13 protein-coding genes and 1 pseudogene are annotated in these 16,951 nt (G+C 58.9%); 11 read left to right on the forward strand and 3 right to left on the reverse strand.

The features are described 5' to 3' along the window. From EN824_RS18580 to EN824_RS18605, 5 genes are all read left to right on the forward strand, one after another. A partial coding sequence (locus EN824_RS18580; protein ID WP_135932099.1) for a transposase domain-containing protein occupies nt 1-114 on the forward strand: 114 nt, incomplete at its 5' end. Nucleotides 115-1,499: 1,385 nt separating this feature from the next. Further along, complete coding sequence (locus EN824_RS18590; protein WP_095489416.1) at nt 1,500-3,197, forward strand: GMC family oxidoreductase; 1,698 nt, start codon at nt 1,500-1,502, stop codon at nt 3,195-3,197. 553 nt (nt 3,198-3,750) lie between these two features. Next, complete coding sequence (locus EN824_RS18595; RefSeq protein WP_095489417.1) at nt 3,751-4,683, forward strand: 2-oxoglutarate and iron-dependent oxygenase domain-containing protein; 933 nt, start codon at nt 3,751-3,753, stop codon at nt 4,681-4,683. Nucleotides 4,684-5,185: 502 nt separating this feature from the next. Next, the gene (locus EN824_RS18600) at nt 5,186-5,602 is read left to right on the forward strand and encodes a DUF2267 domain-containing protein (RefSeq protein ID WP_095489418.1); all 417 of its coding nucleotides are present in this window, start codon (nt 5,186-5,188) and stop codon (nt 5,600-5,602) included. A 387-nt stretch (nt 5,603-5,989) separates the two neighbouring features. Continuing rightward, the gene (locus tag EN824_RS18605; RefSeq protein WP_245330128.1) at nt 5,990-7,510 is read left to right on the forward strand and encodes an aldehyde dehydrogenase; all 1,521 of its coding nucleotides are present in this window, start codon (nt 5,990-5,992) and stop codon (nt 7,508-7,510) included. Between the two features lie 78 nt (nt 7,511-7,588). Here the strand turns inward: EN824_RS18605 and EN824_RS35985 are convergent, their stop codons facing one another. Next, a complete protein-coding gene (locus EN824_RS35985; protein WP_245521001.1) occupies nt 7,589-8,068 on the reverse strand; it encodes a hypothetical protein in 480 nt (159 codons plus the stop codon). Between the two features lie 224 nt (nt 8,069-8,292). Here EN824_RS35985 and EN824_RS35995 point away from each other — a divergent pair, with 224 nt between their 5' ends. The 4 genes and pseudogenes from EN824_RS35995 (at nt 8,293) to istB (ending at nt 11,847) form a co-directional block, all read left to right on the forward strand. Next, on the forward strand, nt 8,293-8,664 hold the full coding sequence (locus tag EN824_RS35995) for a hypothetical protein (RefSeq protein ID WP_245475475.1): 372 nt from the start codon (nt 8,293-8,295) through the stop codon (nt 8,662-8,664). A gap of 424 nt (nt 8,665-9,088) precedes the next feature. Beyond that, nucleotides 9,089-9,319 (forward strand): hypothetical protein, encoded by a 231-nt coding sequence (locus EN824_RS35625; protein WP_189526555.1) that lies wholly within the window; start codon nt 9,089-9,091, stop codon nt 9,317-9,319. A 200-nt stretch (nt 9,320-9,519) separates the two neighbouring features. Further along, nucleotides 9,520-11,054, forward strand: a pseudogene (gene istA / locus EN824_RS18615) (IS21 family transposase). 16 nt (nt 11,055-11,070) lie between these two features. Next, entirely contained in the window at nt 11,071-11,847 is a 777-nt protein-coding gene (istB, locus tag EN824_RS18620) for an IS21-like element helper ATPase IstB (RefSeq protein WP_127248680.1), read from the forward strand. Nucleotides 11,848-12,065: 218 nt separating this feature from the next. Here the strand turns inward: istB and EN824_RS18625 are convergent, their stop codons facing one another. Next, nucleotides 12,066-13,313, reverse strand: coding sequence for an acetyl-CoA carboxylase biotin carboxylase subunit family protein (locus tag EN824_RS18625; RefSeq protein WP_127248679.1), 1,248 nt, complete (start codon nt 13,311-13,313; stop codon nt 12,066-12,068). A 405-nt stretch (nt 13,314-13,718) separates the two neighbouring features. On the opposite strand from EN824_RS18625, the gene EN824_RS18630 reads away from it, so the two are divergent. After that, nucleotides 13,719-14,681, forward strand: coding sequence for a LysR family transcriptional regulator (locus EN824_RS18630; protein ID WP_127396060.1), 963 nt, complete (start codon nt 13,719-13,721; stop codon nt 14,679-14,681). Nucleotides 14,682-14,804: 123 nt separating this feature from the next. Here EN824_RS18630 and EN824_RS18635 read toward each other — a convergent pair whose 3' ends face one another. Next, nucleotides 14,805-15,287, reverse strand: coding sequence for an Lrp/AsnC family transcriptional regulator (locus tag EN824_RS18635; RefSeq protein ID WP_095489421.1), 483 nt, complete (start codon nt 15,285-15,287; stop codon nt 14,805-14,807). 763 nt (nt 15,288-16,050) lie between these two features. Here EN824_RS18635 and EN824_RS18640 point away from each other — a divergent pair. Continuing rightward, nucleotides 16,051-16,923, forward strand: coding sequence for an alpha/beta hydrolase (locus EN824_RS18640; RefSeq protein ID WP_127396061.1), 873 nt, complete (start codon nt 16,051-16,053; stop codon nt 16,921-16,923). The last annotated feature ends 28 nt before the right edge of the window (nt 16,924-16,951 follow it).

Raw genomic sequence — 16,951 nt, forward strand, 5'->3', positions numbered from 1 at the left:
GGCTACCTCGCCGACGTCCTCACCAGGATCGTCAACGGCCACCCCAACAGCCAGATCGACGATCTCCTGCCGTGGGCCTACATCCGGGCTCCCGCGCTCAGGGCTGTGGCCTGAGGACACCGCTTACGCTCAAGCGCTGAGGCTCACGCGTGTTAGAGGCTCTCGAATGTGTAGTATTTGAAACCTCCATTCACCTGGCCGATGAGACGTTCATACGGCATCTGATTCCGGCTCAGATCAGTCTGGCGATACGGTCCATGATCGAGAGTCGGCTTTCGCCACAGTATTCTCACCGGGCGCCTGCACTGATGAGGCACGAACCGTCTTCAACAGTTCGTCTCGCGTCAGCCAAACGAGCCAATCGTCGTCATCTATCCCGTGCGCGGGCAAGTGCAGGACTGATCCGTGTGGCTCCTGATGTAGATACCCATACTGATCGACAACGCCCTTTTGGATGTGCCAATCGGCAACCAGCGCATAGATGAAGTCCGGCGACCATTTAGCCCAGGCTAGTCCAAATGCAATGCGACCGATAAAGGTAGAGAGACCGCGGCCTCTGAAGTCCTCGCGCAACCAGATGTCGCCATGATAGGCGACCAGCCCAGTCATGCTGCGGCCAGTGGGCGCATCGCAGCGAGACGAGGAACCAGACCCGGCTATGAAGGTAGGATCCGCGAACCAGGCTCTCAACGACCCAAGGTGCTCAGCAACGTCTGTGTTGGATAGATGATATAGACGCATTGCTTGTACATGCGCTACTCTTCCATACTGATCACGCCCGACGATCCAAAAGGCCTTTCCAGGCGGAAGATAAGAACAGTCGGGACGGAAGCTTGGATACGTCGGTGACTTCCCGGGAAGTCTGCTGGTGATCCCAACGTACTCTTCAAAATCTTCGCCCATGGTAATGTGAAGGCCCATCTTGCGCCCCAACTCGTCTGCCGCACAGATGCACCTCGCAAGCTCTAGGGTCGTGACGTTGCTCTGCATGCCGATGCACCCTTCAGTGCGCTGAACACACGGTGACTTCTAGAGCTTGCGGGAAAGCACTGATACTACGGCATCTAGTAGTTGACGCGTCCGCTTATAGGCGGGAATGACTTTTAGCATGACGAACAGCAAGCGCACGGAACATAGGATATCCTTCGGGATCGTCGCTCGTCCGAGCGCCACGCCGTTAAAGGCGGGCCGCACACGGTCTCGCCAGGGGTGGCGTAACGTGCCGGCGCGAGCTGGAAGAAGATCGGCTAGGTCGCATCGGTGCGATGACTGCAAGATAGCGGCTAAACTTGACGAAATTGCTCACGCGGCCGTCTCGACATTCATTCCGCTTGTCATCCTAGCTGATTCTCGGCCTCTTACCAACTACTAGGGTGTAGTGTGGATTTCCTACGGCACCATGACGTATTTAGCTGCCTGACGAGTGATCCTCTGCTGGGGGGGCCTAATATTGCCCGTTATCCCTCGTCTGAGCATCATGTGAATAGGGGGAGGCTTGTGTGGTTTTCGATTATATCGTGATCGGTGGCGGTTCCTCTGGATCCGTCGTAGCGAGCAGGCTCTCCGCCGATGGACATCGCGTACTGCTCATCGAAGCCGGTCCTGATACGCCCCCGAATGCCGTCCCTGATGACATCTTGGAAGGCAATCCAACACGTGCTTACTTCAATCCTGATTATCAATGGCCTTTACTCGACGCGACCACAGTCCGGGATGGCCGCAAGCCCATTCATTACGAGCAGGCCCGGGTGATGGGCGGCGGCTCCAGCATCAATGCCCAGGTGGCCAACCGCGGTGGTCCCGAAGACTACAATGACTGGGCCTCGAGCGGTGCAGCGGGCTGGAGTTGGGAGGAGGTTCTACCCTACTTCCGTCGCCTCGAATGCGATCTGGATTTCGGCGGCGAATTTCACGGCAAGGCTGGTCCGCTGCCGATAAGACGGGTGCGGCGATCAGACTGGTCCGGCTTTATCCGAGCGGTATCGAGAGCGTATGAAAATGAGGGTATTCATTTCAGGCCGGACTTCAATGGTGGTTTTGGTGACGGCTACTCCGTCGTTCCCTTGACCAACCGAAACGGCCACCGCGTTTCCGCTGCGATGGCCTACTTGTCCGAGAGCGTCCGCTCTCGACGCAATTTGACAATCTTGCCGGCAACGACGGTTGTGCGTCTGGCCTTTTCAGGCCGCACCGTCACGGGGGTCGAGACGGAAAACAACTTCGGCCAGCAGTCGTATCTCGCTTCAAGTGTGATCCTCTGCGCCGGAGCTGTCCACTCCCCCACCATATTGATGCGCTCCGGGGTCGGCCCGGCCGAGCAACTGACAAATCTCGGTATTCCGGTTGTGGCAGATGTAAGAGGTGTGGGCCAGAACCTTCAAGAACATCCAGGGATCGCCGTTTCTGCGTATTTGAAACCAAGCGATCGCATGGCGCCCAATGTGAGCGGCCACATCCAGATGCACGCCCGTTACTCGTCGGGCTACAATGGGTGCCCGTCGACGGACATGGCAATATCGGGAGTTGCGAAGTCGGCCTGGCACCCGCTGGGCAAGCGCCTCGGCTCCCTCTATTTGTGGGTCAACCGAGTTTACTCGACAGGAACGATCGTGCTCAAGGATCGCTCTCATACCGTAGAGCCGCAGGTAGATTTCAACTGGTTGAGCGACAAGCGGGACGCCGATCGACTGAAGCACGGCTTCTGTTTCATGGCCCGCCTACTGAAGCAGGATTCCCTGTCGGCGGTCGCGCTTGACCCTTTTCCCTCAGCTTGGAATGCACGAGCGAAGCAGGTCAGTAAGGTCAATTGCGTTAATTACGGACTCACCTCGGTGCTTGCTTTGCTTATGGACAGTTCTCCACGCTTGCGCCGCGCCCTCATTAGTCATGTCATAACCGATGGTCATAGCATTGCAGATCTTATCAAAAACGAGGAGCATCTCGACCGATTTGTCCGACAGAATGTGACCGGCAATTGGCACCCGACTTCGAGCTGCAAGATAGGGCAAGCCTCCGACCCTGCTGCGGTGACTGATCCGTCGGGCCGGGTTCGGGGCGTTTCGGGTTTGAGGATTGCCGATGCTTCGGTGATGCCGTTCTGCCCCCGGGCCAATACAAACATTCCAACGATCATGGTGGCTGAGAAGATGGCTGACGCAATTTTAAAAGAAAACCGGGAATCACCAGCGAAAAGGTGATCAAAAAACTTCTTGTGGCCGGATTCGTTTTTGGCCAAGCGAATCGAGGTTTATGAGCTGCCAAATGCCAGACAAGTCCCGAAGAGGTAGAACTTGCCGTTGCTTTCACCCACACAAGCTTGGCAATTCCGTCCCTATCAACATGCATACTGATGCTTGCTGTTGCGCATTGCCAACGCACTGGAACGTGGCGGTCATTCGCCTGTATCAACATCGCAAGGCGATACGGGCTGGGTGTACGGCGTCCACACCCTGGCCAGCGTGAATTTGGGCAGATCTCGCGCAGATCATCCAACAGGCTTTCGCATTTGCAGGAAAGTGCTCATCGTCCCTTCTTGAACTCGAGGGCGGTCACAAACCTCGCCTGCTACGGATGTTCAGGGACCGTTAAGTCCAATTGTACAGTAATTTCGCATATTCTTAACATATTTTCTGTTGCGCCGGTGGGTAATCTAGAGGATATTCGCTTCGACAGAGAATAGATCTGTGAATGTAAAACAAGCTTTTGGCTTAAGTAGCCCCACAGGGGCACAGCACCGACGGAGGAGCGACTATGACTACGCTACCGCAAATCTCATTGGCGAAACTGTCATCCGATGCAACGCGACGTGAAGAGCAACAGCGATTATGCACGGCCTGCGAGGAGTACGGATTCTTCTACCTTATCGAGCACGGAATCCCGAAAGAACAGATTACACAAGCGATCGATGCTTCCCGGCGCTTCTTCGCGTTGCCCCTGGCTACGAAGGAACGCTATGGTCACGCCTTTCAAAACGTCCACCCCACCACCGCCCGTGGATACAGTCCGTTGCACGGTGAAATGCTGCATCCCGAGGCCGGACCGGACCCAAAGGAAATGTTCGACCTCGGTATCGAGAATGAAAGCGACCGGCGTCCATTTGCCGGACGCACACGCCTTCCGGACGACGCCTTAGCTCCAGGTTTCGCGCGGAGCCTCCTAGCTTTGCAGGCCACCGTGCTTAATGGCGTCGTCCCGCCGCTCGGGAACGCGCTGGCCGACCTGCTCGATATGGAAAAAGGCTGGTTCCAACGCCATTTCAGCCCGCCGACGGTTCTGCAACGCGTGATCCGATATCCGTCTACCGGTGGCGCGGCCGCTAAGCATACCGACAATGGTTTTTTCACGCTGCTGCTGCAGGAGGAACTCCCCACGCGATCCTTGCAGGTGTGGTTCCACGGGCGTTGGATACCGGCGCCGAGCCTCCCCGATAGTCTCGTTGTCAATCTGGGCGACATGCTTCAGGTGTTGAGCGATAACCGGTTCAAGAGTACGCCGCATCAGGTCGTGCACAGTGGTCCGGCCGAACGAATTTCCCTGCCCTTCTTTATCTATCCCGACATCGATGCTCGCCTGGCTTCGCGGCAAGGCAATCACACCTTTGGTGTCGCGGAGATGATGCTGCGAAACTACGAGTCAATATGGGAAAAGGGGAATGGGGCCGGGCGCGCACGTGAGTTGCAGTAGGTGTTCGGCTTTATGAAACGGGAGCAAACTGCGGCGACGATGTAGCACACCCTGACGTGAGCCCTAGAAGAACTCTCTGAGTGCCGCCGTCGCGTAACGCGGCGGCCTCTAGGCCCTTGGAATTAGGCACGCTGGGACTGCCAAATTGTTTAGATTGCGCCGATCGAGATCCTAGCGCTGCGCTGAGGCGAGGATTTCTGACGCGGAAACTGAGCGATTAATCTGGATGCAAGGAGATAATTATAACCAAAGGGAGTGTTTGTCTGGGTCGAGCCGTGCCCGCACGAGCACGAACTCCAGCTTGGCCTCTGGAACTACTTCGCTACCGGAAGGCCTCTTTTCCAAGGGGGTCATCTGTCAGGCATCGCTTCGCTCGCCACGGACGGAAGCCATTTTTGTGGTCCTCGTCTTTGCAGCGCTAGTCTCGCCTGACCAGGTCAACTTCAAGGCCGATGAGGCGCATTCGAGATCCTGGCAACCTTCAAGGAAATGAGAAAAGCCAATGTGCGCGAGGCATGATTTCAACAACGCATTAGAAGTAACTCAGAATTGGATCAGCGATCTGATGTGGAGACTTCGCTGGCATGATCGCGAGCGGGTCTACCAAGCTCTGATTGCGACGCTGCACGCTCTGCGCGACTGCCTGGATCGCGACCACGCCGTTTACATGGGCGCACGGTTGCCAGCTTTGCTTCGCGGCTTCTACTACGAGGGTTGGAATCCCGGCCGGCGCGCCAACGCCAGAAACCGGAATTCATTTCTCGAACGGATCCACGTCGGCGTCCAGCGAGACCCGGCGGTCGATCCGGAAGTGGTTGCCCGCTTAGTGCTGGCCCAATTTGTCGACCGTTTGTCCAGAGCAGAGGTCAAGCGTGCCAAGGCTGCCACTCCAAGAGTGCTGCAAAACCTTTGGCCCTGAGACGGGCGTCTGCCCACGAGCGCCCGCTGTCCGCGTGGCACTTGGTTCCTTAACGCTGGCCTTGGTTTGGGCAGGGATTGAGTTTGGCCCGGAGGTGTAGGGGGCGGGCCGCAAGGTTGGAACTCGTCGCGGGCATCCCCCGATCCTAGTAATGCCCCGATCGAGCTCCAGAATGCGTTTGAGTGTGATTCAACAAAATGATCGAATGAGCCGAAGCTGTCGATCGCCCTGGCCGAGTTCGTGCCACAGCAATCAACCAATCGGCTGGCCGTGCGAGTCGTCCACTAATCCGCCGGCGTCTGGTTGCTGACGAGCATGCAGGAAACCCGCCGAGCGGCTCCCGCCACCAAGGTCGACGCGTAGCAGCGGTGCTGAGTGGACAACTGGTTGAGCCCTTTGGAAGGATCAGCCTATGTGACGAAAGGCAAAGCAATGACCACGCCAATCAGCTTGATGACAGGCGAGCACACCGATATCTATGTCGACGGCGAGCTCCGGCCGGCCCATTCGTCGGCTAGGATTCCGGTCGTGAACCCGGCGGATGAGCTGGAATTTGCGACAATCCCCAATGGCGACAAGCACGACGTTTCTGCGGCAGTGGATGCCGCACGTGCGGCGTTCCGGAACTCCGGGTGGCCTCAGCTGCCGCCGTCGCAGCGAGCCCATTATTTGCGCAGACTCGCGCGTGCAATCGAGGATCGCGCCGAGCAGCTGGGCGCCGTTGTCACGGCGCAGATCGGGATGCCCCTGGTAAGCTCCGTGCAATCCAATGGGAGCGGCACATCGAAATTTTACCGCTACTATGCCGAGCTTGCCGATCAACTAGAAGTCGAATCCGAGCGCATAGGACACGAGTTGCGAACTGTCATTCGGAGGGAGCCGGTAGGTGTTGCCGGATTGATTGTACCGTGGAACGGCCCTCAGGGCGCAATCGCATGGAAGCTGGCACCAGCGTTGGCCGCTGGTTGTACGACGGTCGTTAAGCCCGCACCGGAAGCATCACTGGACTCATACCTGCTCGCTGAAGCCTTAGGCGAGGCAGGCATTCCCCCCGGCGTCGTCAATATCGTGTTCGGTGCGCGCGAAACAGGAGCATTGGTTGCGTCGCATCCGGGTGTCGACAAAGTGTCATTTACCGGTTCAACGCACGCTGGTCGCCAGGTTGCACTGGCCTGTGCCAAGCGCTTCGCGCGCGTTACGCTCGAGCTTGGCGGCAAGTCGGCGGCGTTGCTGCTCGAGGATGTCGATCTTGACACGTTTCTCCCCTTAGTCGCGCCGGCGTGCATCCCGTTCAGCGGTCAGATCTGTCACGCCCTGACCCGCGTCCTTGCTCCGCGCGCACGGTACGACGAAGTCGTCGAAGGAATTGCGAACAAGGTGGCTGGGCTAGTCGTGGGCCACCCGCTCAATCCAGCGACGCAGGTCGGGCCACTGGTGGCGAAGCGGCAGCGTGTTCGCGTCGAGGAGTACATTGCATCTGGATGCGTGCAGGGCGCGAAGGTCGTTACCGGCGGTCGGCGTCCGCAGGGACTTGACGTCGGATATTATCTCGAGCCAACGGTCTTCCGTGATGTCGACACATCTATGCGGATCGCGCAGGAGGAGATCTTCGGGCCGGTGGTGTCTGTGATCCCGTACCACAACGAGGAGGAGGCGATCGCGATCTGCAACGGCACTACGTATGGCCTGGGTGGTGCGGTGTTCACGTCCGACCCTGAGCGGGGCATGGCGATTGCGCGCCGAGTGGAGGCTGGTGTTGTCGGCATCAACCGTTACGCGCTTCACATCGACGCGCCATTCGGCGGTGTCAAGGAAAGCGGCCTTGGTCGGGAACTCGGACCTGAGGGGCTGGCAGCATTCCTCGAGATTAAGTCGATCTTTCCGGCCCAACGTTCGAGTGCAGTGTAATGCGTGCCCAACTGCGCGGGACCAGTGAGATTATTGAAGTGCAGGGATTGGCGTGGACGCGAGAACCAGAACCTGAGCTCAAAATTTCCAGGCTCGCGTGTCTGTCCGTGCGCGCTTCGGCCCGCGTGGCCGCCCAACGCCGAAGCATAGCTCGTAGGCACGCTCGGCATTCTCGGCCACGGCTTTATCGCTGTTTCGCAAACTCTTCACGTTGTAGGCGTGAGCCGAACCGCGACGACCGAGACCGCGGTCGCCCGGCGCGCCAGCCTTGAGAGCGAGCTGCCTCTGCTTTGCTGCCACCAGCGCCGCGCGAGCCCAGAAGTAGTCCTGCTCTTTCGTCAGCAGATGCCTCATCAACATCGTGAGCTTGCGGGCGACCGCCACGGCTGCGACCTGATGGCCACGCTTGTTGCGGATGCGCAGAAAGAAGGCTCTGAGCGGTCCGGGCGCCTTCGCCGCAGACCAGGCGCTTCGCCGCAGACCGGGCGCCTCGACCAGCATGGCGCGGGCATGGGAACGCCCATGCTTGCTGATCCGCCCATATTGCGCCAAAGCCAAGACCGGATTGGCGCACGCGCGGATTGAGGCCGAAGTAGCTCACCAGCCTCTGCGGTTGCCGGAACCGCCGATGTCGCCCACGGCGGCGATGATACCGCTCGCGAGATCGCATTGAGCCGGTCGTCGTCTGAAGCCGCCGGCTTGCACATCATCAACCGCTTCCCAGGCGATGTCGCGATCGAGGTCAGCCAGATCTTCGGCCAGGCGATCGATCTCGCGGATGTGTGACGATCGCGGCCCCGCTCGTTGTCAGGAAGCACCTGCCGCTCGAGCCAGGCGCGAGCGGCACTTTGGCACGAGGTGCGCCTGCAAGATGCATCTCGTTCTTCACGCGCGTCCGATGCCGCACCGGCCTGGTTGCACCGCGCGACCAGACCGCGAAGCCGCTCGGCCCGCTCATCGGGAACCCAGACCTCAAGCAGAAAGCCGCTGGCATGGAGCTGCGCCAGAACGCCGGCATCGATCTTGCCGGTCCTGATACTGGCATGGGCGATCGCCTTCACCTGCATCGGGTTGGCCACAATCACCCGGCCGAAATAGGGCGACAGAACCCGCACTACCGCCATGCGTCGCAAACTGCGGCCAACCCCTTTTAGTCCCGAGCGGGTCATGTCGACCCCTCCGTGATGGCGCAGCCGGCCGTCTTCCCAAACTACCACCTCCGCAAAGGTGCGGTGGATATCCATTCCAATCACACATCTGATCGGCTCCCTCTCCTCAAACAGTCGGGAGCCAACGGACGGCACACCTACGGATCCGCGCTCTGGGCGCAACCGGGCAAGTCGCAGGGAACGCGAGTCGCAGCTCATCGAATTGATCGGTCTGCCCGTACGTGCTCCCGGCGCTCCTGTCCCGGATGGTCGCACCATCCCCGAAAATCGCTCATCTCCAGCGGGGATCGGATGGCGCCGTCATGGGTCATACCGGTTACAAACGCCACGAGGCGTCGAACCCAACGCGGTCATGTCCCAATGCCCGCAATGAACCTGCTATACTGGTTCTCAACCACGCCGCCGAGGAATGGAAACGCGCCCCGCGCGAGTGGTTCATGGCCAGGACATAATTCGCCATCGTCTTCGGCGAAGGTTCGTCAGCTATGAAGCCGCCGATTTCGCCTTCGCCGATCACCGCCGTATCCATAAGACCGTCGAGCACGTCACGAGGAGCGCCGCTCAACGCCTCGAAAGCAGCGGCATGGCAACGTATAAGCAGCAGCAGATCCTGTCGAAGCGGGCCAAATCAAGCGGCTGAAGCCGAGCACCAGAGAGAATAGCTGCGTGTTTCGGTAATTCCCGGACACCCTTTTCGCTAAATCCCGGACAGTGATTTCAGTAATTCGCGGACAGCGATTCCGCTAAATCCCGGACAGTTTTCGGAAGCGGATTTAGCGGTCGGTTCTTGGCTGCGCCGTTCTGGCAGTTTGGCCTCTCACGATGATGTTGAGAGGGGCCATGCCGAGACGGAAGCAAGCGAGACGAACGAGCGTGAGGGACATCCAAGCGATGTTGCGCCTGACCCATGAGCAGGGTCTTTCGGTGCGTGAAGTGTCGGAACGGCTGAAGATCAGCAAGACGACAGTATCGACCTATTTGCTACGGGCGCGGGAGGCCGGGCTGTCATGCTGGCCTTTGCCGCCGCGACGCGACACTTGAGCGGCTGCTGTTTGGCCGTGCCGGTCGTCCGCCGCAAGACCTAAGCGAACCGAACTTTGCGCTGATCGCCAGGGAGTTGAAGCGCAAGGGGGTGACGCTGACGCTGTTGTGGCAGGAGTATCGCGCCGCCCACCCCGACGGCTACGGCTACACCTGGTTCTGCGAGCACTTCGCCGCTTTCGAGCGCCGGACGAGCGCGACATTCCGCAACCGGCATGCGGCGGGCGCGGTGATGCAGACGGACTATGCCGGGCAGACGGTGCCGGTGATCGATCCGGCGACCGGCATCATTTACCCGGCGCAGATTTTTGTCGCGGTGCTGGGCGCCTCCAATCTGACCTTCGCCTTTGCCAGCTCCAGCCAGAAGCTGCCGGACTGGATCGAGGGCCAGGTGCGAGCGCTCGCCTTCTTCGGCGGCGTCACCAGAGCGATCGTGTGCGACAACCTGAAGGCCGGTGTCGTCAAGGCGCTGTGGTTCGAGCCGACGCTGAACGCGACCTTTGCCGCGATGGGCACTACGACACCACTATCCTGCCGACCCGCAGCCGCAAGCCGCGCGACAAGGCCAAGGTCGAAGGCGCGGTGCTGATTGTCGAGCGCTGGATTCTGGCGCGGCTGAGGAACCGATCCTTCTTCTCGATCGCCGAGCTCAACGCGGTGATCGCCGAACTGCTCGAGGAGCTGAACAACCGGCCGATGCGCCATGTCGGCCAAAGCCGCCGCGAACTGTTCGGGGAGATCGAGCGGCTGCCTTGAAGCCGCTGCCGGCGGCACCGTTCGAATACGCCGAGTGGAAGTCGGCGAAGGTCCATCCTGACTACCATGTCGAGGTCGACAAGACGTTTTACTCGGTGCCGCACCGGCTGATCGGGCGCACCGTCGAGGTGCGGCTCACGCATCGAGTGGTCGAGATCTTCCACGATCACCAGCGTGTCGCCAGCCATGTCCGTCGCTCGCAGCGTTCCGGCCATGTCACCGTCAACGAACACATGCCCAAGGCGCACCAGCGCTACGCCAACACCACGCCGGCCAGCCTGATCAGCAGGGCGGCCAGGATCGGCCCCAACGCCGCCATCCTGGTCGAGCGCATGATGCGCGAGCGGCCGCATCCGGAACAGGGATACCGCTCGGCCATGGGCATCCTGTCGCTGGCGCCGCGCTATGGGCCGGAGCGTCTCGATGCCGCCTGCGAGCGGGCGCTGCTGATCAACGCGATCGCCTACTCCTCCGTCACCGCCATCCTCAAAGCCGGCCTCGACCGGGCCAGCTCCGCAGAACCGGCAAAGCCGACACCCCAGCACGCCAACATCCGCGGCTCCACCTATTACCAGTGAAGGAAAGGAAGAAAGAATGCTGACGAACCCCACCCTCGACCAGATGCAGGCCCTCGGTCTGGCCGGCATGGCTGCCGCCTGGCGCGAACTGGCCGAACGCAACAACGCCAACGAGCTCAGCCGTGACGAGTGGCTCGGCCTGATGCTCGACCGGGAGGTCGCCATGCGGGCCGACAAGCGCGTCCGGAACCGGCTCGCCTCAGCCAGGCTGCGCTTTCCCGAAGCCTGCATCGAGGACATCGACTTTGCCGCGCCGCGCGGACTCGACCGGCGCAGCACCATGGCGCTCGCCCAGGGCGAATGGCTGAAAGCGCATGAAAACCTGATCGTCACCGGCCAGACCGGAACCGGCAAGTCGTGGCTGGCCTGCGCCTTCGGACGGCAAGCGGCACGGCTCGATCATTCCGTGCTCTATGTGCGCGTGCCGCGCCTGTTCGAGGATTTGGCGCTCGCTCGTCTCGATGGCCGCTTCCCACGCCTCATCGACAAACTCACCCGCGCGCAACTGCTCATCCTCGATGACTTCGGAACCCACAGCCTCACCGACCAACAGCGCTTCCATCTGTTCGAAATCGTCGAGGAACGCTATCGCCGCAAATCCACCCTGATCACCGCCCAGGTCCCGGTGGCAAGATGGCATGACCTGATCGCAGACCCCACCGTCGCCGACGCCATTCTCGACCGGATCGTGCACAACGCCCACCGCATCGTGCTCCAGGGCGACAGCATGCGAAAGCAAAAGGCCGCGCCCCTCTTGACCGGCGCCGAAAACGGCGAAATCAATCATCCATGAACGCAACAAGGCACCCAAGGACCGACGCCGCCAGACTGTCCCGACATTAGCGAAACCACTGTCCGGGAATTAGCGGAACCCCTGTCCGGCTTTTGCGAAATACGCAAATAGCCAGATGATCCTCGGTGTCGTTGGTTCGTCGGTGAAGACGACATGTGAGGCAAAGTCGACCTGCGCCTGCTCGCCGGGCGGGGTCTCGAAGAATCCTATCCGCGCTCCTATGCCTTTTCCCGTTCGTCAACAGTGGGCAATGGCGTTATCGACCAACCAATTGAGGCGACGGCACGCTGGACTATCGCTTCCGTCTGAGCATAGGTGGGTGAAGCGGCGACGACATGCCCGATGCAGTCTCGGTAATCGCCTTTCCTTACGATTGGCGCCTTAGACTTAACATACAATCTTATCTCTGCGACACCTGGTAAAGCAGCTGCCCGGCCAGCGCCATCGGTCCAATCGAGGGTGCCATCGCTATCAGCAACAAGAAATCGCCCAACCGCAGTCCGCGAGTCTCTTTTGCGCAAGTTCGGTTCATCGCCGATGACAAGCTTGATGTGCTCGGTAATGAGATCGACACCGTGAGCAAGCTTAATCAGTAGAGGAGTGGGCGCACCACTAAGACGCGGATTGACTTCAATGACGACTGGGCCACGTTTGGTCAACCGGAGTTCAACACTTTTTGGCCCCCAGTCAAGGCCGAGAGCTGGCAAACAGCTCAGCGAAACATCGGCCATACGCTCATGCTCCTCATCAGTTAGCGGGGCCGGAAAAGTGCACTCTCGATAGACGAAGTGCGGTGGCGGATGGTAGTCAGCGGCGACAATCCCCACGACCTCATGTCCCATCACTGCAGCGACATACGCAGGGCCTTCTGCGAATTCTTCGACCAGCACTCTTGGCGGAGACCGCCATATGTGCTTCCCCTCCAACAGATAGGCCGTATGTTCGGCCAGCTCATCGGGGCTGCGGCACAATCGGACACCCATGCTGCCACTGCCTACGGCTGGCTTAACAATCACGGGAAGGCCGATCTCCGCGGCAGAGCTTTCTACGTCCGTCGCATTCGCTGCCAGGCGATAAGCAGGTATTGCAACGCCGGCCTCTGCGAGGAGCTGACGTTGAACGAATTTGTCGTAGCATTGTTCAATCGACGCGGGATCGGGACCCGGTAGATCAAAACACCGGCAGAGCTTACCAACTGTGGCAGAGACCGACTCGTCGTCGCCCGCAAAGCCGGTGATGCCGGCAATGCCAAATGTGGCATGCAGCCGGGAACATTCCTGGATTAGCGCATCGAGATTGTCTATATCGACACGGATTGTCTGAAGGTTTTCCGCTGCAAGATATTCGTACTGAGTCGGATCAGCCGACAGTGTAATCGGATGTAAGCCAAGACGCTGAGCCGCTTGGACATAGAGCTGACCATTACCCCTATGACCTTCGATCAGGATGAGCGCTTTCCTTGCCATTGGCTGTCTCCTACGTTGTGTTCCTGCGACCTGCAGGAGCAAAAAATTGGCATCAGCCCGTTCGGCTTAGCCTGACCTCAGAAGTGAAAGTACCATCGCCGACGATTTGCGGTTGCAAAGATTGTGTATTTTTATGCGAAGGATCTGCAACGGCTGGGCTAGCGGGTAGTGTGCCGAGAGTTCGGCAATACGCTGAGGGAAGCCCCACGAATGTGACACCCGCCTTGGAATTGATCTTTCATTCTCGATTGAAGACAAGTCATGCGAGGCGTGGAGCCAGCTTGGGTCGGCCTATTGCGGGGCGGTGCGGTAGTAGCTTAGTTTCGACGTTGAGGCTTGGGCAAGGTTCAGAGCTGACACGTCTGATCGGGGTGCCAAGTCGTCTCAAGTGAGCGGGCCGAACACGTGGATAATCAGATCGAGCTTCGCGCCCTCAGGCATTTCATCCGAGTGTCCGAACTTGGCAGCATCAGCCGAGCTGCGGTCGAGTTGCGCATAGCGCAACCCGCTTTATCCAGGCAAATGCGTCGCCTGGAGGAAACGCTCGGGGTGCAATTGTTCATTCGCGATGGCCGCGGAGTGAGGTTGACGGAAACTGCCGCCAAGCTCCGCGACGAAGTTGCGAATGTCTTGCTGCGGCTAGACAACGCTTGCCTTCAAGCTCGGATCGATGAAGGGAGTCCCTCCGGCGTCATTCGCGTGGGAGTTCTGCCCAACCTGGGTCCAACCTTCATGGCGGAGCTTATTTTAGGCTGCCGTCAACAATTCCCCCGTGTTAAGCTGAAATTGATCGAGGGGTTCACCTTTCAAACCGCGAACTGGATCCAGAGCAAGCAGATAGATCTAGGCTTCGCTTACGATGTCGATAGTTATCGCCATCTGAGTCCCGAATTCCTTTTCAAAGAAAAGGTTTATTTGGTTGGATCAACAAAGAATTGGCCCTTCGGTGAGAGGGTCTTGTTGTCTGAATTGGAGGGCCTTCCGCTGATTATTCCGGCGCCGCCGAGTTACACGCGGCGACGCCTGGAGGCAGCCGCACACGACCAACAGGTGGAATTGACATTCAAGTACGAGATCGACTCGATACCTCTCATTAAGCGAATGATTGCACTGGATGAAGGCTACGGGATTTTTAGTCGTGCGTGCTTGTGGGAAGATCTCGAAGGCCCGAATCTATCTGTCGCGGCGATTGAGCGGTCTTCGCTAAGCTTTGAATTGGCGCTAACAACCGCATATGGGACAATACTGCCGCCCGCCGCACGGCACATCATATCATTTGTTGAGCAGATGGTTCGACGTTATGTCGAGCTCGGGCGCTGGTCGGGCGAGTTTATCACTGGCGGCCCGAGTTCATCGACCAACACTTGAAGTGGCTGGAGCACCGGCGGGCCGCTGGCTAACTGACTATTTGTGATCGCCTGCAACGCACCTACTCGCGAGGTGGTTGCCGATCTTCGGAGGGCGCAGGTGTGCTACTGGCGCGCTTCCATTCTATTCGTCAATTGGTAGAGCCAATGATGCCTTAATTCGATCCATTACGACCATGGTTTTAAAGCCCTTGATATCGGGGTGCTCATGAAAAAAGCGACGGGTAAATGCCTCGTACTCGACCATATCACGCACCGAAATTGCGAGAACAAAATCGGCCTCACCTGTCACGTAATATCCGTTCATAATCTCGGGCGTGCGCCGGATCGCTTGTTTGAAACGATCGATGATGTCAGCGCGATCGCGCTCTAAAGTGATAGAGGCTAGCATGAGCATGGGCCTGCCGATCGCTTCTGGCGAGATTACAGCAACATCTGCCTGAATTACGCGCGCATCTCGAAGTCGCTTCAATCGCCGCTGGCATGCGGTTGCCGAAAGGCCTGCAAGTTCGCCCAATTCCTCTGTGGTAAGGCGATTATTACGCTGTACGGCAATGAGGAGTTTCCGATCAATTCGGTCCAAGTCTGGCGGCGGGGTATGCAACATTGGGGGCTCCTCGCAGGAAAACTGCACGTTCTTGCCAATATTAGCCCAACTTCTGCGATGTCTCGCTCATACCGATTCCATATATCCGTTATGCGCTGGCTGTCTCCGGGTCGCCTGGCAGGGCGCGGACGCCCAATACGACCGCGTGATTGGGAACGGCCCGGCTGCTACGGGTGAGGCCATCATCGCCCTCGGCGCATCGGAAGAGGCATGGTATCGATTTCTTGAGATGCGCCCGTCATCGGACCGATCCACGCCAATGGATCGAAGTTTTTTTATGTTGCCCCGATCATCTTAGATGGCAGTGGCGAAGGAGGTTACGGTGATAGGTGATGCCGTGTGATGCCTGGGCCGGAAATGGGTGGGTCGGTGCCACTTGGGCTCCTCCTCGGCTGCCTCGAGGCCGCAGTTCACAGTTGCGCTCGGCGGCTTCGACTTCCACCGCATCCTGGCGGCGCGACATCCGATGCGGTGCTGCGATGCTGTTACCCGCAACCAGCACTACTCGCTCAGCGAATTTGCAGAACTCTAGGCAAATACGGCCAGCACATGGCGGTGCCACAATCCAGTACCTGTTTTTCCGTTCCTTTGGTCTGTCCAGTGGAGGGACAGCGCCCCAAAAACGCCGGTTTCCTGCGCGACAAAGTAAAACTTTGCGCAGCATGGTGACCGCGGGCTTGGTAGGGTTGGGGCGCTCGCTGGCAGGCTGCAGTTTCCGCACAGCGCTTCAAGGCCTGCGGCTCGTCTTACGTCAAGGAAAAAGATGATCTCTGAACGCAGCATTTCAGTCAGTGGTATCGGGACCTCATACTATGAGAGCGGAATAGGCGAGCCTATCGTATCCCTGCACGGTGCCGGCTTCGGCGCAGACGGAAAAAGTTCCTTTGTGCGTCAGCTCAACGACCTATCCGATCAGTTCAGGGTTATCGCGGTAGATCAACTGCAGTGTGGCGGGACCGATTATCCCGCCGATCAAAAATTCGTAAATCGCCTTGGTCGTGTAGACCACGTGATTGGCTTCATCGAAGCGCTGGGGTTGAAGCAGATCACCCTCGTCGGTCATTCAGAAGGGTCATTCGTCGCCGCGCGGGTCGCGATCCTGCGTCCGGATCTTGTCTCGAGGCTTGTATTGCTGACAGCCAGTTCCGTCTCTCCGGCCTATGGGGACGACCGCGACGAAACTTGGTGGCAGGCCTATACGGAAGCTTACGACAATTCCAGTCCGATGCCGAGCGAAGAGGAATACGTCGCCGCCTGGCGAAAGAGCACCCGCGCCTATGGGCAGGATGTGGAAGAGGCTAAGAGAGAGGCCTATCGGCGGGCCGCGGCGCGCGGGCAATACGAGATTCTCCAGAGCCTGCCCGAAGAAGAAACCAATCTCCGTCTGTATGTTGTGCTGCAGCAAACCCATGTGTTCCCGTACCTTGATCGGCTTCGGGCCGAGACATTGATTATCTGGTCCAAGAACGACCCCACAGTGCCGCCTGACCGCGGTATAAAGCTGGCAAAGCTGATCAAGAATTCGGATTTCCACCTGCTGAACAATGCGGGGCATGACGTCCAGATCGACCAGAGCGAAGCAGTGAACAGACTCATCCGGCACTGGACTGCTAAATCACCAACTAAGGGAAACTAGCAACTGTTCGATCCCAGGTGGCTGCGGG

The organism is Mesorhizobium sp. M8A.F.Ca.ET.181.01.1.1 (assembly GCF_004792025.1).
Classification (GTDB): domain Bacteria; phylum Pseudomonadota; class Alphaproteobacteria; order Rhizobiales; family Rhizobiaceae; genus Mesorhizobium.

Coding starts and splice junctions, on each gene's coding strand:
- EN824_RS18640 (WP_127396061.1), top strand. CDS start 16,051: ATGATCTCTGAACGCAGCATTTCAGTCAGTGGTATCGGGACCTCATAC.
- EN824_RS18595 (WP_095489417.1), top strand. CDS start 3,751: ATGACTACGCTACCGCAAATCTCATTGGCGAAACTGTCATCCGATGCA.
- EN824_RS18635 (WP_095489421.1), bottom strand. CDS start 15,287: ATGTTGCATACCCCGCCGCCAGACTTGGACCGAATTGATCGGAAACTC.
- istB (WP_127248680.1), top strand. CDS start 11,071: ATGCTGACGAACCCCACCCTCGACCAGATGCAGGCCCTCGGTCTGGCC.
- EN824_RS35625 (WP_189526555.1), top strand. CDS start 9,089: ATGGAAACGCGCCCCGCGCGAGTGGTTCATGGCCAGGACATAATTCGC.
- EN824_RS18625 (WP_127248679.1), bottom strand. CDS start 13,313: ATGGCAAGGAAAGCGCTCATCCTGATCGAAGGTCATAGGGGTAATGGT.
- EN824_RS18600 (WP_095489418.1), top strand. CDS start 5,186: ATGTGCGCGAGGCATGATTTCAACAACGCATTAGAAGTAACTCAGAAT.